General features: G+C 47.3%; 14 protein-coding genes. 1 reads left to right on the forward strand and 13 read right to left on the reverse strand.

Going from position 1 to position 15,335, the window contains the following annotated elements; all coding sequences use genetic code 11:
• Nucleotides 1-151 precede the first annotated feature (151 nt).
• The 9 genes from QVE09_RS06960 to QVE09_RS07000 all read right to left on the reverse strand — a co-directional run bounded on the left by QVE09_RS06960 (nt 152) and on the right by QVE09_RS07000 (nt 11,508).
• Nucleotides 152-958 (reverse strand): SDR family oxidoreductase, encoded by an 807-nt coding sequence (locus QVE09_RS06960; protein WP_315936876.1) that lies wholly within the window; start codon nt 956-958, stop codon nt 152-154.
• A gap of 410 nt (nt 959-1,368) precedes the next feature.
• On the reverse strand, nt 1,369-2,211 hold the full coding sequence (locus tag QVE09_RS06965; protein WP_315936273.1) for a hypothetical protein: 843 nt from the start codon (nt 2,209-2,211) through the stop codon (nt 1,369-1,371).
• A 10-nt stretch (nt 2,212-2,221) separates the two neighbouring features.
• On the reverse strand, nt 2,222-2,974 hold the full coding sequence (locus tag QVE09_RS06970; RefSeq protein WP_076330724.1) for a vWA domain-containing protein: 753 nt from the start codon (nt 2,972-2,974) through the stop codon (nt 2,222-2,224).
• 39 nt (nt 2,975-3,013) lie between these two features.
• On the reverse strand, nt 3,014-5,089 hold the full coding sequence (locus tag QVE09_RS06975; protein ID WP_315936274.1) for a protein kinase family protein: 2,076 nt from the start codon (nt 5,087-5,089) through the stop codon (nt 3,014-3,016).
• 158 nt (nt 5,090-5,247) lie between these two features.
• Complete coding sequence (locus QVE09_RS06980; RefSeq protein WP_017689071.1) at nt 5,248-5,523, reverse strand: WXG100 family type VII secretion target; 276 nt, start codon at nt 5,521-5,523, stop codon at nt 5,248-5,250.
• 185 nt (nt 5,524-5,708) lie between these two features.
• Nucleotides 5,709-6,257, reverse strand: a complete 549-nt coding sequence (locus tag QVE09_RS06985; RefSeq protein ID WP_017689072.1) for a WXG100 family type VII secretion target — start codon at nt 6,255-6,257, stop codon at nt 5,709-5,711.
• A gap of 6 nt (nt 6,258-6,263) precedes the next feature.
• Entirely contained in the window at nt 6,264-7,094 is an 831-nt protein-coding gene (locus QVE09_RS06990) for a hypothetical protein (protein ID WP_315936275.1), read from the reverse strand.
• Nucleotides 7,095-7,110: 16 nt separating this feature from the next.
• On the reverse strand, nt 7,111-11,115 hold the full coding sequence (essC, locus tag QVE09_RS06995; RefSeq protein WP_315936276.1) for a type VII secretion protein EssC: 4,005 nt from the start codon (nt 11,113-11,115) through the stop codon (nt 7,111-7,113).
• Nucleotides 11,116-11,187: 72 nt separating this feature from the next.
• Nucleotides 11,188-11,508, reverse strand: coding sequence for a hypothetical protein (locus QVE09_RS07000; protein WP_074094613.1), 321 nt, complete (start codon nt 11,506-11,508; stop codon nt 11,188-11,190).
• A gap of 422 nt (nt 11,509-11,930) precedes the next feature.
• On the opposite strand from QVE09_RS07000, the gene QVE09_RS07005 reads away from it, so the two are divergent.
• Nucleotides 11,931-12,170 (forward strand): hypothetical protein, encoded by a 240-nt coding sequence (locus QVE09_RS07005; RefSeq protein WP_074094612.1) that lies wholly within the window; start codon nt 11,931-11,933, stop codon nt 12,168-12,170.
• A 122-nt stretch (nt 12,171-12,292) separates the two neighbouring features.
• Here the strand turns inward: QVE09_RS07005 and QVE09_RS07010 are convergent, their stop codons facing one another.
• The 4 genes from QVE09_RS07010 to QVE09_RS07025 all read right to left on the reverse strand — a co-directional run bounded on the left by QVE09_RS07010 (nt 12,293) and on the right by QVE09_RS07025 (nt 15,327).
• Nucleotides 12,293-12,445, reverse strand: a complete 153-nt coding sequence (locus tag QVE09_RS07010; RefSeq protein WP_164783094.1) for a hypothetical protein — start codon at nt 12,443-12,445, stop codon at nt 12,293-12,295.
• Between the two features lie 245 nt (nt 12,446-12,690).
• Entirely contained in the window at nt 12,691-14,166 is a 1,476-nt protein-coding gene (locus QVE09_RS07015) for an aldehyde dehydrogenase family protein (protein ID WP_315936277.1), read from the reverse strand.
• A 172-nt stretch (nt 14,167-14,338) separates the two neighbouring features.
• Entirely contained in the window at nt 14,339-14,875 is a 537-nt protein-coding gene (locus QVE09_RS07020; RefSeq protein ID WP_315936278.1) for a GNAT family N-acetyltransferase, read from the reverse strand.
• Nucleotides 14,876-14,988: 113 nt separating this feature from the next.
• Nucleotides 14,989-15,327, reverse strand: coding sequence for a L,D-transpeptidase (locus tag QVE09_RS07025; protein ID WP_253507579.1), 339 nt, complete (start codon nt 15,325-15,327; stop codon nt 14,989-14,991).
• Nucleotides 15,328-15,335 lie beyond the last annotated feature (8 nt).

Below are 15,335 nucleotides of genomic sequence, written 5' to 3' on the forward strand. Positions count from 1 at the left end.
GATCGCTCCTAATGAATGTACCCTACTGCTCTTCAGTATCTCTATTCGAATGTTAGCATTATAACAAAAAAAGCCGTTCCAGAGGAACGACTATCGCAGACACACCCTAAGACACGCCTTAGCAAAAATGAAATTTATTCAAAACGCTCCCTTAACTGAGCAATGACTCGGCACCATCAATAACGATCTCTGCTCCGGTAATATGTCTGGATTCGGAAGATGCGAGGAAGCTTACCAGATCGGCAACATGTTCCGGCTGACCCGGACCGTCCGCAAGTGGTTGCTGCCCTTCCGGGAACTCCATCGGAATAATGATCTGTTGCAGATCATCCGTTTTGACCGTACTTTGATCGATATTTGTCGCAATCGCTCCTGGGCAGATCACGTTTACACGTATCTTGAACTTCGCCAGCTCAAGCGCAGCCATCTTCGCAAAAGCAACCTGCCCTGCCTTGGACGTGCTGTACGCCGACATGCCAAAGCTTGAGAAGCGTTGATTGCCATTAATCGAACTCGTGATGATGATACTGCCTCCACCCCGTTTTTTCACGTGAGGCAATGCATATTTAATGGTGAAAAATGTACCATTCAGGTTGGTTGTAATAATCTGCTGCCAATCTTCAACCTGAATCTCTTCAATGGGTGCCGATACACCGTTAATGCCCGCATTGGCAAAAACAATATCCAAACCGCCGAATAACTCAACCGTTTCCAGCACAGCCTTTTCCACACGTGCCGGGTCGGAAATGTCTACATCAAATGCTCTTGCCGCATCGGGGTGCAGCGCATTAATCTCTGCTTCCGTCTCCGAGATTCGATCATTCACCAGATCAAACAATGCAACATGTGCACCCTCTTTAGCCAGCTTGACCGCAGTGGCCTTCCCAATACCGGAGCCTGCTCCGGTAATAATCGCAACCTTGCCTTGAAACCGTGACTTGCCATTATGTTGTGTCATCATCCATTCCACTCCTTTGATTAGCAATTATGTAAGAATGTACGCTCAAGCTCATCGTTAAAGAGGTTGTTCAAAAAGTCCGCTTTTGATTACGAAAGGTGCCTAACGGCACCATCAGCATCGAATATGGAATTCAGCCGAAATAAGTGTGGGCTTACGAAGGTTGTTTCCTTCGGAAACATTGCGGTTGCTCACGTAGCTCTATCTACGCTCCGCTACTCCATTTCTAGCTTTATCCCATCTTCTTGGTACTGAAAACCGACCTTTTTGAACACACACTTAAAATCAATTCTTCACAAGATTACCCAAAAAGAGTGTCTTTTAAATCAACACCAACAAGTTTTTTCACGTTTGGACTGCACTAATGTCACAGCTTCATCTGGATCGATCCACAACTTGATAACCGGCGCTCACCATTCCAGCTCAATGAAAGCGGCATCATCTTCAAGACCGCCGGTATGTGTAGCATCCAGCAGTACCTGAATGTGTTCATCGGGGACATAGGCCTGAATCGCATCCAAGTCGTTCAATCCATCCGTATATAACTGAAGACGCAGTGAATCGTTTACAGACCCTTTTGTCTCATAGATGTGCGGCTTACCACCAACAGGTCCTTCAAGTGTAGACCAACGCTCATTGGTCTTGCAGTGAGTCTGAAATAATTCAGACTGCTCCTGGCCATTACGCCACAGACGAATGCGGGAATCTCCTTGCCACGCAAGCCACACCCGACTTTTGCGTCCGCCTCCCGTAAGCTCAATCCGTCCACATACATACATGGCTTGACTGCCCCGACTTCGCTTTTCCATCAACACTTCACGCAGCAGCAAAGGGGAACTTTCCAGTGGCTGTAATTTCTCCAGTTGCTCGGATGCCGGAAGGGTCAGGTCATGAAGAAAACGCTCCACGGCATCCTCCGTCGGATGCTGCGTCATCTCCAGCCAATCCAGCAAGGCATTCCCCAGAAAACGCGCTGCAAAATCTCCCAGGTAACTCATGCCTACCCCATCACACAATACAAAATTGCAGACATTTCCTTTCATACGTACCGCAGCAAAGTCCTGTCCGGTATCTCCCTGATGTACCGTCTCAGCCGCTCTGCCATAACCATATCTGCACTTAAATGTGCCCTGATAGCGGGTTAGTGGCTGTTCTCCCGTCTGTACACTCACATAGCGAAAGTTGCCATGCCGTTGCTCGGCATGGCCCCCCTTATCTCCAGCAGACAATGTTGCCAAACGCATCCCTCTCATGATTCCCCTCCTATCTCACAGGCGTAGCAGCGGACATCTGGAACCCAATCGATACCAATTCTGCGCAGGTACCTGGCAGCATCATGAGTGCACCGGGTGCAAGCAAATAATCAGCTTCAACAAGCATTTCCCGATAACTTTCGGGCAGGACGGATGACATATTCCGCAGCTTCTCTCCATGTTCATCCTGTAGATTTGTTTCCGAAGAGATTCCCTTCCATCTTCTAGGTTCAGCAATTGGCCCTTCCAACAGATGATCCGATATAAAAATATTCTCTACCAGCACATTGCCGTCAGGTACACTCATGCCCATGATTCTTTTCGCAATGGGCTCGGGATCTTCACCTGTGGCTACCCCATCGGTCATGTGGCACACAAGTGGTGCAGGACAATCCTGCATATTCGGAATTTCGGCCTGCAGAATCTTTTCCGCCTGCAGGAAAGCCTTCGCAGAATCCGAAAACCGTTTCGGTGTCAAGTCAGGCAGAGACCCAACTGCAGCGATCTCGTCAATTCCTTTGATACCGTTCAACAAGTCATATACATCATCGCTGTATGCCAATATGGCTATGCGATAGCGAGGTGTCAGACGATTACCCTTTGTAGAGCGAAATACCATTTGGCGGATCGCGAGAGATAAGGCATCATAGACGACGTCAATCCGTCGACGATTTTCCAGAACCATATTCATGGAGGCGCTAATATCAATTAAATATATAATAAGTGCAGGTGTACGCTGTGATGCTTGAATCGTGTAGTTCATCTAGGGTGAGTCACCTCCGTCATTCATTCACGTGTTATTTTATAAGTTGGGCAACGTATAACTGGTGTTGCTCAGAAATTTGTTAATGGCACTCATTCGAGCCGCCACTTTGCCGACCCCTTTGAAATAAGCAGCGTCGGTATTGTACAGATTTTTGAAATCACGGGCATACGCTTCCGCATTTTCAATCTTTCTGCCTTTTTGTGCGTTATACGTTTTATTGTAATGAGCAATCAGCGTGACCACATTCTGGGCACGTTTTTTCTTAAGCGCGGCTTTCCGAGCAATCTCCTGTTGACGTTTAACTTCAGCTGCCGCTTTACGCTCCGCTTCCTGTTTGGCAAGCTTGGCATCATTCTCTTTTTTCCAGACCAGATAAGCTTCATATTTTGCCTGTTTATCGTACTTTTCCTGCTGCGCTCTCTTGGCAGCTTCTTTTTTCTGCTGTTCCTGCTTCACCAGAAAAGCCTCATATTTCGCCTGTTTGTCGTACTTGGCCTGTAATGCCTTGCGTTCTTCTTCTTTTTTCTTTGCTTCCGCTTCCTTCTGTTTGGCTTCAGCGAGCTTTTTCTTTTCCTCTGCATCCAGTTTCGCAGCCTCAGCGGCCTTTTGCTTCTCTTGCTCTTCCTGCTGTTTGAGCGCAGCTGCCTTTGCAGCTTCAGCCTCTTCCGCAGCCTTGATCTCTGCCAGTCGTGTGGCTTCCTGCTGTTCTTTTTGCTTCACCTCTGCCTGATCGGCGAGTATTTTGACCGTTGGCACGCCACCTGCCAGCAACACAATAAGCACAGCGGAGGAAATCATGAACTTTTTGGATCTGTAGAATGGCACAGGTACAGGCTTGTCTGTGTCTTCTTTTGGATTAAGCTTGGCATCCAGTTCCTTAATTGCAGCCTCAACTTCCATCTGCATCGCGCTGTTATGAGGAATAAAATGATAAAGCGAGCGGTACACTTCCAGTGCTGCAGCCGGTTTATCTTCATCCTCCAGGGCTCTTGCTTGCAGGAACAGACGGTTCACAACCGCTTCCTGATCGGGAGAGTGTGGCGTTTGAGGAATGTTCCCGTCCTGCGTATTCACTGGCTCACTTACCGGTTCTGAGCTCTTTGTCAGATTCACGTCAGCTTCGGACGGATTGGTATCTTCATCTTCCGATGTCACAGCAGCAGCCGCATTGGCCTGATCCACGTCTACCGCAGCCAATGCAACATACCACTCACCAAACGTCGGACAGCTGCTCAGATCGTGACTTTCCCATGCTCGAATAAACAGATCGGACAGTTTAGAACCCCAACGTTTCTCAAGGGACTCTCGCATCGCATAATACCGTTCACTCACCGTTTGCATTTCATGCTGGTCAAAATAACTTTCGCCCCACGCTTTTTCTACAATCACAGGGTCCGACCAACTTAACATTTCAGCAATGATAACAGCTCCGGCAAATCGGTCAGCATATGAACTCCACAAACCGCTGTGCACTGTTCGATGGGCTGCATAACCGGGTGACCCGGCAAGCAGGGCATCCGGACGATCCATCTTGGAACCGTACATCTGCTCGACATCCACAAGTTCTACCGCAGACGTCTTCCCCAGCTTCTCCACTTCGGAAAAAAACGGAATCATTACATTGGGAGCGGACATATCGCAATGAGCCAGTCCACGTTGTTCCATAGCCGAACCCGTTCCAGCAAGCGCTCTGGCCAGCTTCAGACTCTCTTCAGCCGTCAACTGTCTCTGATCACTAATCACATCGAACCAGGTCTGACCTTGCACCCATGGCATCAACACCGCATATAACAGATCGGGATGTTTTCCAATGAGCGCTCCGTTTCTTTCCGGAGTGAGCACATCACGCTTGCATACCTGCAAACCTGGCAGTTCACTATAAGACTCCATATGCTCAGACTGATATACCATAGCCGGAATACGGAATTTAGGAAAAAAGACTTTTAGTGCTTTGGCCCCATGAATGGAACCATTTCGGGGTAACAACTGATAAACAATCCCCTGCCTTCCGGCTTGGGCATAAGCCAGACCCGGCGCAGCCGGATGTTGCCCAATCGTATAGACAATGTCGTTAATCACCACTTCATCCCCGGGATTTGGTTGAAAAGACATGCTTATCCCTCTCTCTGTCCTAGTGTCATAGTTGCAGCAAAAACCGGGTGTTGTGACAACGCCCGGTTTTTGCTGTAGTTGTACATCTTCAGCTTGCTATCCACCTATAATTCAGGACGAATTCAGACTTCACATCGGCCTGATCTATGTAAAGCAGATTAACGAGCTTGGTCAGCTGTACGGAATTTGTTAGCAATAGCTGTAAGTTCAGCGCTGATGCTGTTCAGCGTTTGAACGAATGATTGCATTTGTTTGCTAGCTTCTTGGAATTCCTGGAAGAAGCGTTGCTTTGTCATACCTTCCCATTGTCCTTCCATACTTGTGATGGATTGAGTCAATGTAGATACGATTTGCTGACTTTGCTCACCGCTTTGTTTAAATTGGTTGGAAACCTGATCAAGCTGCTCTGGGGTAACTAAAATACGTCCTGCCATTGGTAAATTCCTCCTTGGTTTGTGCAATAAATTTTTACTTGTTCAAATTGTACTATACCAGGATCGATCGGACAAAAGCCGAAGGACCTAATCCTATTTACCCCATTTTCAGCACTTGAAACTTCTCCTAACAGCCTATTTACAAAAAAAGATTCACTTTCTGCTGTTACTTTTATTCACCCTGTTCAGGAAACAACAGGCTCGGTCCCTCTTCTTCCCCGAAAGGAAGGATCTGTGAATCTCCATGCTACAGGCTCAGGCTGCATAGCCTGCACCAGTGTAGCCGGGGAGCCATCAGGCGGAGCGGCATCCTGTACACGATATACGGCCGCCATTGCGGAAAGGGGATCGGATACTACAGCTACAGTTGCAGAATGTGCAGGCATGATTTCTCCTGTACGATTGTTCTGAAGAACATTCAGCATATTGACCGCATTACCATAGGCTGTGTTCACATGACTCAGCACGGAACGATACTCCATGTCTGCCTGCTGGAATAACAACGCTTTGCGTCCCAGCTGTACGCTTAAGTCCATTAATCGACGAAGCGCATCCTCGCCCAGTCGTTTACTGTGATTCCATTCATTCATCACCGCTGCGCGGGATTCAACCTCCCACTCCAGCGAATGAATCGCCTGATCCAACACTGTCATCTTTTGCTGTATTTGCTCCGCTGCATACTGAATCTGCTTGCTCAGTGCCCGAAGCACATCCGGTTCCACACGAATGCGCATTTACCATCACCTTTCCTCTTCCCCTGCAGGCTGTTTAAGCCAGTCCAGCAGCATCTCGTGAAACTGTTCTCTAGTCGTCAGTGCTGCAACTAGCCAATCATCTGAAGCCGCAGTGCTCATCCGGAACAACCAGTTGGATACCGCACTTGCAGCAAAGGCTGCGGACTGCGACTTCCACCCATCTTCATTCCATACGAGCAACCTAAGCTCCCCGTCTGATTCCTTACCCACCAGACAGCGTGCCAGTGCAAGTGAGCCCTCAGGATCACTTGTCTCCTGTTCGAGTTCCTCTGCTACGGTCTGCACTCCGCTGTTTTCAAGCTCATTCATGACATCATAAAATTTTTTCTTGGAGCACATTAGGGCCGGTTTCTCCGCAGGAGAATGGCCGCTCCATTTCATCCGCTCTATCAGAACATCAATGGCTTCACGAACACTTCCTAGATCGCTGAGCCGGAACGAGTCCGGTACGTCGTCAACACGGGAAACTTCAACGACCCGCTCATCCGTGCAATGTATATAACTCTCATACGACTTGCCGTTGATCGTGTAGCGAATCCAACAAGCTCTGTCGGACAATCCGGCAATGGCTACCCTCGAGAAAACGGTCGGTGTCATGATCAGCTCATCGGTATCCTGATCCCGAATCAGATATCCTTTGTCAAGCAGGGAGGTTTTGACACGCTCCCACTCCATCGCGATATCCTCCGCCATATAGCCGCGAAACGGATCTTCCACACCAAGCAGTCGGTCTGAACCGAGAATGCCGGCTAGGAAAAAAAGTTCTTTTGTTTGTAACGTGACTACCTTTTGCTTAGAATCATGAACCGTCAACATTATGAGCCACCTCCCCTCAAACTACAACATGCCATCGGTCACGAATTTCAGAAATCCAATCGGTCATTTTCCAGCTGTCATCACATGGAACTGCACCTTTAACCCTGGAATATTTACGTTTTACATAATAACCTTGACCCGGAGGCAGTACCTTCAGCCCACCTGAACTACCTCCGGATTCGGAATAAGGTATACGGAAGAACGAGAGATCGTTAGGGTCTAAAGTCCCGAACAGCATTCCGCTCTGGGAAGCCTTCACATCCGTTACCCAGTCAGAACCAAAGGTCGGGAAGTCTGCCGGAACCCCGGATAAAATCACGTGTACACCGCGATCCCTTCCTTGACGAACAATCGCTCCCAATTGATCTTTTACATTAAAATCGTTTAGCTGCTTGGACAAGGTGTCCGCATCGTCGATGGCGAGCACAAGTTCCGGTCCACCGGAAATCTCGCCTCTTTTCAGAACTTCATCGTACAACTGTTGAATCACAGGTGCAAGCTGTTCTTCTCGCGATACATGTCCACGGACATGGGGCAAACTGCTGATTTCCCCCAGCCCACCTGAGCCATAACGCATATCTACTGTGTATATTTGCACATCTTCCGGAGAAGCATGATAAGCCAGTGATAACATCCATGTCAACAAAAATGTCGTTTTGCCGCCTTCCATCGGACTCGTTACCATGAAATGCGGACCTTCACGCAGATTAAGCTGGAATGGTTCCAGATCATCCGTAAGCAGTCCCACAGGGACAGTTACAGACGATGTATCCCAAGCCTGACCATATGATCCTGTCCGAATGAGCAGATCCTTGAGTTTGATCTCTTCCGGAAGCGGAGCAATCTGCGGCGCTTCTTCCCCTGCCCAGCCTTGGCGAATCTCAGCGATCGTGCGGCGCAATGCCGATGAACGTTTGCCCTCATCTGCCCCAGAAGAAGGTAATGCCGCCTGGAACATCAACGGAGGCACTTGCCCTTTGACCAGACCTCTTCCTGGGGGAAGTTGGCTTGGTGCCTTGGAAGGTCTTCCCACGGCATAATAATAATCACTTGGATCGGATAACTCAAATGAAACCGCATTGGGAATATTACTTCTGAATTTTTCAAATACATCGGTTACCCGATTCGCAGTAAGCACAAAGGTGATACCCAGACTTCCGCCTTCACGCAGGATCGTCTCCAGAAGTTCATTTTCTTCCGGATAGGCATTGCGGAATGAAAGATAACCATCGATAACGACCACAACCTGCGGGACAGCCGCGTGAGCTGTCCGGCGGTACGCCGAAATCGTTTTAACACCCGCCTCCGAGATGATATCTTTGCGCTGTGCTGACAGCTTGAGAATATAGCGGAATAACCGCTTGATCCGGTCTTCCTCTTCAGCCATCATCACGCCACCGATCTGAGGTAGTGCTGCGAAGTCTTTCATCATGCGACCCATATCGATAATGTAACCATGCCAAGGCTCAGTTCTGTGAGAACGGGCCAGAGACATAAGCAAGGTCTGAACAAATGTTGTTTTTCCGAGTCCCGGCATGCCGTAAACGACCAGATGGCCTTGATCCACAGGCAATGCGAGGGGTTGTTGGCGCTGATTAGGAAGATCATCCAGCAAACCAACCAGTGGTTTCAGACCACTGGCCCCGCCATCAAGCAGCAGATCCCGATTCTCTTCTTCCTGCCAATCCTGAAGACCTTCCCATTCCAGTGTTTCTGGCAAGGGTGGCAACCATGGGCCTGGCAAACGACGGATACCCGCATCCGCTGCAGACTGCGCAACATAATCAATAAATACCTGAAGCTGTTTCGGAACATCTTCACCTTTGAGAACAGCTCTTCGCTCTCCAGTTAACAGAGGCTCTCGTTTACCGTTAAGGCGCACCTCCATAACAGGCAATACCGTCGTTGAATCCTCCTGCTGGTTATACGGTGCACCACTCCAGGCGAATTGCATCTCTTCAAATACTTCATCACTACCAACCTGGAAATATCCACGACCCGGCTTCGTAATCCAGGCAGCATTTGGAATCTTGATCATGTCCCTGCTATCTCCCTCACTCTGTACGCGAAGGCAGATCCGGAAGCGTGAATTACTCCATATTTTATCGTCCACAACACCAGCTGGCTTTTGGGTTGCCAGAATTAGATGAACCCCAAGTGTCCGGCCAATGGCAGCGATACTGATCAATTCATCCATGAATTCCGGCTGATCTCGCTTCAATTGAGCAAACTCGTCAATGATAATAACCAGATGTGGAAGTGGCTGTTCATGTCTGGAACGCAGAATCTTGTAATATTCATCAATATGCTGGAGGTTTCCCGCATCATTTAATATTTTTTGCCTTCTGACCAGTTCCGCACGAAGTGAGATATTCGCCCGCTCGATCAGATTTCCATCCAGATTGGTGATCGTCCCCACCACATGAGGCAGATCAACAAATGTATTGGACATCCCGCCACCTTTATAGTCAATCAGCATGAAGGCCAGATCATGGGGATGGAATTCAGCAGCCAGTGAAGCTACGATGGATTGGATGACTTCACTTTTACCTGAACCGGTTGTACCTGCAATCAGACCATGGGGACCATGACCCTGACGTTCAATTTTGTCATGCAGGTTTATCGCAATTTTTTTGCCGCCAGCGCGTACACCCATTGGTACGGGCAGCGTATCAGGATATCTCGTCTGTCCCCACCTGGACACCACATCCAGATCTTCTACACGTGATGTGCTTAGCATATCTAATAACGGAAGCACTTGCGGGATATCTGAAGCAGATGACCGCTTTAAGCGGATCGGTGACATATAACGGGAAAGCGCCTCTGCCATCTCCTTAGAGATCACATCAGGCTTGTACGTTTGTTGAATAACATCTGCATCTTCCGTTTTTTTGATATACACCCCTTTGCCTTTGGAGGCGTCCATAATCAACTGACAATGCATCGGCAGAGACTCTTTGCGATTTGCCAGTATGATGGTACATACATCAATCTCATGAGCCGATTCCAGCAGCAGCGGAAGCAACGGTTCTTCTTCAATTAATTGCGTATCGGAAAGAATCACAACGTAACACGGCGTTTGCACGTTTTTCTTGTAACGGTCTTCCTTATTGTTACGACGCCGGTTCAACACGGAAAACAAGCTGTCCGCCAATTGATGCGCACCGCTGTGCCTGTCGGCCATATAGCGTTGTCCTTGGTCTTCATCCCAGATATGGGGCATCCAGCGAAGCCAATCCCATTCCTTGCTGTCCTTTTCTTCATAGAAAGCAGCAAGCTTCAATTCATCCGGGGAATGGCGTACCGTCAGCTGTGAGATGATGACTCGCAGGGAAGCAAGCACTTCCTCCCGATCACCGACAAGTCCCATAACCTTCGATTGGAACAAAGGCAATGTAATGGAAGCATCCGGTACCGTCTGGAATTCAGCCGCAAGTTCATGGGCGGCTTCAATCAACTCATCCTTCTCGTAACCGTCAATCCGCGGAACCTGAAGTTTGATGCGGAATGGAATCTCTCCCGTACCAATGCGCACCTGAAGGAAATCATCATCCTCTGGTGAACGCTCCCACAAGGAACTGTTCCGGTTCTTCACCACTTGAAGACACACACCCGGATCACCATGAATTTCGTACAGACTTTTCACTTGCTCCGCCTGAGCTTCCTTCAGTTCTTCCCGGTGTTTGTCCAGTTGGGCAAGATACATTGTTTTTCGTTCTTCCAATTTTTTGCGATATGATTTCTTGTTGCTCAGATACACGAAGAATGGAATGGTGTAAGAAGTAAGCATCATCATGACCGTCATCATCTGAAACATCATATAACTGCTGTTGTTCATTTTGCCGGTCATATTGATATATACGTAGAAACCAATGCTGACCATGGTCATCATGATCGGCACAATAATGGATATCATGGAAAACGTGGGTTTGCTCGGTTCTGTTGGAGGCCTGAGTATTTCGAGTCCTTCTTCCTTGAGAACCGGTGTCATTCTTGGAGAACGCTGATATAACACATTCACGAAGAGAAGACCTCCTTTAGAAGGTAATATGAAATTGATTCATTAACTAATGAATGTATACGTTCAAAAGCCCTATTCGTTGCTGTCCTGTTGAAACAATGAACGTCTTCCATATACAGGCGCTTCTTCCGAAGTCGTTGAAAAAGCCCGCTGGACACGTACGCAACTGCCTTGTCTCAGCCCTGTTTCCATTAACTGCTGTGCGTTCTGTGGAGAAAACCACAGACCTTCCGGAAACTTGGCTTCAAGGATGTACTGAATGCCGTCGCCCGGTGCCTGTCCAAAAATGCGAACGCCGAGTAATGTCTTCAAATGTTCAATGGTACATTCGTCCGGAACATCGATGTCGAACCATTCTCCTTCCTCGCGGCCGGAATACACGGTTAGAATCATCCGAATCCCTCCCATGGTCTCATATGTAAATTGTCCTAATGTCAGATTAAATCAAAAAAAAGAGAATGAATCGTTATATCAACCCTATTTTCTTACATAAACACCCTGTTTGCAATGTACCACCTGTAATTTTGTTACATATGACCCACGTATATATTAAAATATCGTACATTTGACTCAGAACTTTTGTGGCAGTTATGCATTTAAAACTTGCGAGGATACGAAACTTTTTATTTTTTGTTCCATTTAAATGGTAATTAATTTTCGTTTTTCAGGACTTTTATTCCTTCGCTCACAATTGAATTGTGAACACTTTTCAAACATTACCCACCTTTATGTTTTCATAAGCTGATTTTAAGGTAATTTTAAGCATTGGTATTTAATATTACCTGTATGAAATAACAACCGTGAGGTGATTTCAAGTGAGAACCCTAATAACCTTTCAAAACAAATCAATCCCTGTATATTTTAATCAAGAAAACAAACAACCTATGCAGAAGACATTAAGATTGCTTAGCAGTGCTCTGGAGCATAAGATTAGCAACGGTAAACGCGCCATTCAAAAATGTCTGCATTCTTTAATTAGTATTGAGATTGTGAATGGAGAAGCCATTCTCCACAGTCGAAGTGAAAACGACTCCCTTGCTTTATCGTTATATTAAAAGGAGTCCCTCAAGCCACTTTCATTACAAGACATGAAAAAGGAAGCTGTCGCTAAAGACAAGCTTCCTTTTTTGAGTTGTATGCTCTTGAACAGCCAATCGCAATCATGATCAGCCATCACTCAGTGCAGTTTGCTCAGGACATAGGCGGCATCATGTTCTTCCGCAATCTCAGCTTTACGAATACGAATGACAAACAGCCGAACCAAATTGGCACGTGTATGTTCTTCCTGACAGGTATTCAGTTTCCTCAGAATAAAGCGGTCAATGGACATGAATTTAAAGCCCCTTTGCCATTGGATTTACGGATCGATTCTCCCGTGTATCCATAAATAACCAGATAGCTTCAGCCCCAAACAGCTTTTCCGTTCTTATATTAAGCCGTATTTTGCTGCGGTGTAAAATTGTGCAAAAAGCCCGTCCCACCAAGCTGGAGAAGGACTTTCGCATGATTTGTCGATCTTTTTGCAGCCCATTCTAATCATTCATAAATGCCTCTGCCAGTTCACCCTTTTTCGACTTATTTCACTCCCGGATATTCCCGATATTGGTGCTGAATGCTGATCCAACGAGTACGTGTAAACTTCTCAATGGCCCAATCCCCACCGAAACGTCCAATCCCTGAAGCTTTTTCACCGCCAAACATCACATGCGCTTCATCGTTCACAGACTGATCATTTACATGCACCATACCCGATTCAATGCGCTGGGCAACCTCATATCCTCGATTCAGATCTTGGGTGAATACGGACCCACTAAGTCCATAAGGAGTATCATTCGCCAAACGTACAGCTTCCTGCTCATCTTGAGCCTTCATGATCACTGCCACGGGGCCAAATAATTCCTGCTGTACGATATCTTGTTCAGGTTTAACATCGACAAGTACAGTAGGAGACAGCACACTGCCTTTATTGGTCCCCCCGAGCAATAACCGTGCGCCTTCGGCCTTGGCTTTGTTCACAAGCTCCAGCAATCGTGTTACCTCTTTTTCCCGAATGAGAGGACCCACGAGTGTTTTGGCATCCGCCGGATCACCTGCCTGGACATTTTTTGTTTTGGCAACAAATGCATCGACGAATCTGTCGTAAATATCGGCGTGCACAATGATACGATTCAAAGCCATACAGATCTGTCCCTGATGCAGAAACTTGCCAAAGACCGCGGCTTCGGAAGCACGTTCAATGTCCGCATCTTCCAGCACAACCATCGCGTTGTTGCCGCCTAGTTCCAGTGCCGTTTCTTTTAAATGTTCACCCGCCAGTTTACCGATCCCCTGTCCAACTTCTGTGGAACCCGTAAATGAAATCACTTTGGGAACCGGATGAGCAACAAAGTAATCCCCGATCTCGCTGCCACTTCCGGCAACCACATTCAGCACGCCCTCAGGCAGACCCGCTTGTTCAAACAAATCAGCAATGAGCCAGCCTGCCGTAATTGGAGTGTCTGATGCTGGTTTAATCACTACACCATTACCAAGAGCAATCGCTGGAGCTACGGATCGAAGGCATAGATGTAATGGGAAGTTCCATGGCCCGATAACACCAATCACTCCCTTCGGCTCCCGAACCACACGGTTCTCTTTGCCAGGGGTATTGGACGGGATGATCTCACCCTTCATGCGATAAGGAAAAGATGCTGCTTCATCCACAATGCGTTTAGCGGCTGCAAACTCCGCCTCCGATTTGATTCGGGTACTTCCGGATTCCGTGATCAACAGTTGAATGATCTCCTCTTTTCGCTCTGCCATCAGGGATGAAACTTTACGCAATATCTCTTCTTTCGCAGCAGGTAATGACTTCGACCATTCAATCGAATTTTTCTGAGCTGACTCATAAGCCTTATCTATGTCTTTTTTATTGGAAGAGCGCCATGTGGCAATAACTTCTCCCGTGTAAGGGTTGATATTCTCCATTGTTTTCTCACCGGAGCCATCTACCCATTTGCCATTAATATATTGTTTCGTCCATGTTGTATGTTCAGTGTCCATTAAAGTCATCTGAATACGCCTCCTGATCAAGATTAAATGTCACACCTGCACAGCGGTGTAATACATCATTAACCTTGTTCAGAATTACGCAAACGTGCAGACCTGAATTAGCTCTTCCATTCTTTAAGCTTAAGGAAACAATACAACCCAGAGTATTCTGTCGCCATCTGCACGTCTTTCATCAGTCGGGCAGGCTCTTATCTCCAAAGAGGCTCAAGTCTTCCCATCCGTAGCCAACTTCGATTAGATCTTGACCAGCGATGCGGATAGACTGTGTATGGACTGGTGTGCCTCCCATCTTTTCATAGAAGCGACAAGCTGGATTACGCTCCAAAGCCCATATGATCAAACGTTTCATATTTTGGATTTGCAGATGATTAACAACATGTGTCGCCAGTTGCTGACCTATCCCCGCTTGTTGCACTTCCTTCAGCAAATATATAGCGTACAACTCTCCATCATAAGGTAATTTGCCTTCACGCTCCTTACCCCCACACGCAAATCCGACAATGTTCCCATCATCCTGTTCAGCTACCACCAGAATCTGATCCTTTTCGCCAGAACGAATGGTCTTCTCCCACTGAGACAATCTTGATTCTATAGTCAAATGATCCAAAAAATCTTCGGGCACAATTCCCCGATACGTTGTCTTCCAACTCTCTGTATGTACATGGGCTATACCTTGCGCATCCCCTTCACGCGCCGGCCTGATCAGCATAGCTATCACTCGCTTTCTCTCGTAACTGCCATAGTTTTACCATATTATATGTTCTTCTTTCTATAATTCCAAATTCATCCACTTTGGTCCCTCTTATAAAGTAAAATCCGGCCCTACGGCCGGATCGTTACTCTCGTACCTACAGATACCTTGGAAGACAGATCCAGTACATCCGAGTTGTACATGCGTATACAACCGTGGGAGACAGATTTGCCAATAGACCAAGGCTCATTGGTTCCGTGTATGCCATAATGGGGAGCAGACAGCCCCATCCACAACACGCCAAATGGCCCACCTGGATTAGATTGTTTGTTAACAATAGTGAACTCCCCGTTTGGAGTCTGTGTGAGCATCTTGCCGGTGGCCACAGGATAGCCCTTAATCACCTGATTGCCGTCTAGAAGATATAACATGTGGTCAGACAGATCTACAATAATCCTGTAATCTGGCATAATGACAT

The sequence above is a fragment of the Paenibacillus sp. ClWae2A genome (assembly GCF_032452295.1).
Lineage (GTDB): Bacteria > Bacillota > Bacilli > Paenibacillales > Paenibacillaceae > Paenibacillus.

What these genes read in the sequence shown, in the direction of transcription:
- QVE09_RS07015 (WP_315936277.1), bottom strand. Translation starts at nt 14,166, where the DNA reads ATGACTTTAATGGACACTGAACATACAACATGGACGAAACAATATATT.
- QVE09_RS06975 (WP_315936274.1), bottom strand. Translation starts at nt 5,089, where the DNA reads ATGTCTTTTCAACCAAATCCCGGGGATGAAGTGGTGATTAACGACATT.
- QVE09_RS06980 (WP_017689071.1), bottom strand. Translation starts at nt 5,523, where the DNA reads ATGGCAGGACGTATTTTAGTTACCCCAGAGCAGCTTGATCAGGTTTCC.
- QVE09_RS06965 (WP_315936273.1), bottom strand. Translation starts at nt 2,211, where the DNA reads ATGAGAGGGATGCGTTTGGCAACATTGTCTGCTGGAGATAAGGGGGGC.
- QVE09_RS07025 (WP_253507579.1), bottom strand. Translation starts at nt 15,327, where the DNA reads ATGCCAGATTACAGGATTATTGTAGATCTGTCTGACCACATGTTATAT.
- QVE09_RS07000 (WP_074094613.1), bottom strand. Translation starts at nt 11,508, where the DNA reads ATGATTCTAACCGTGTATTCCGGCCGCGAGGAAGGAGAATGGTTCGAC.
- QVE09_RS06960 (WP_315936876.1), bottom strand. Translation starts at nt 958, where the DNA reads ATGACACAACATAATGGCAAGTCACGGTTTCAAGGCAAGGTTGCGATT.
- QVE09_RS06970 (WP_076330724.1), bottom strand. Translation starts at nt 2,974, where the DNA reads ATGAACTACACGATTCAAGCATCACAGCGTACACCTGCACTTATTATA.
- QVE09_RS07010 (WP_164783094.1), bottom strand. Translation starts at nt 12,445, where the DNA reads ATGTCCATTGACCGCTTTATTCTGAGGAAACTGAATACCTGTCAGGAA.
- QVE09_RS06985 (WP_017689072.1), bottom strand. Translation starts at nt 6,257, where the DNA reads ATGCGCATTCGTGTGGAACCGGATGTGCTTCGGGCACTGAGCAAGCAG.
- QVE09_RS06990 (WP_315936275.1), bottom strand. Translation starts at nt 7,094, where the DNA reads ATGTTGACGGTTCATGATTCTAAGCAAAAGGTAGTCACGTTACAAACA.
- QVE09_RS07020 (WP_315936278.1), bottom strand. Translation starts at nt 14,875, where the DNA reads ATGCTGATCAGGCCGGCGCGTGAAGGGGATGCGCAAGGTATAGCCCAT.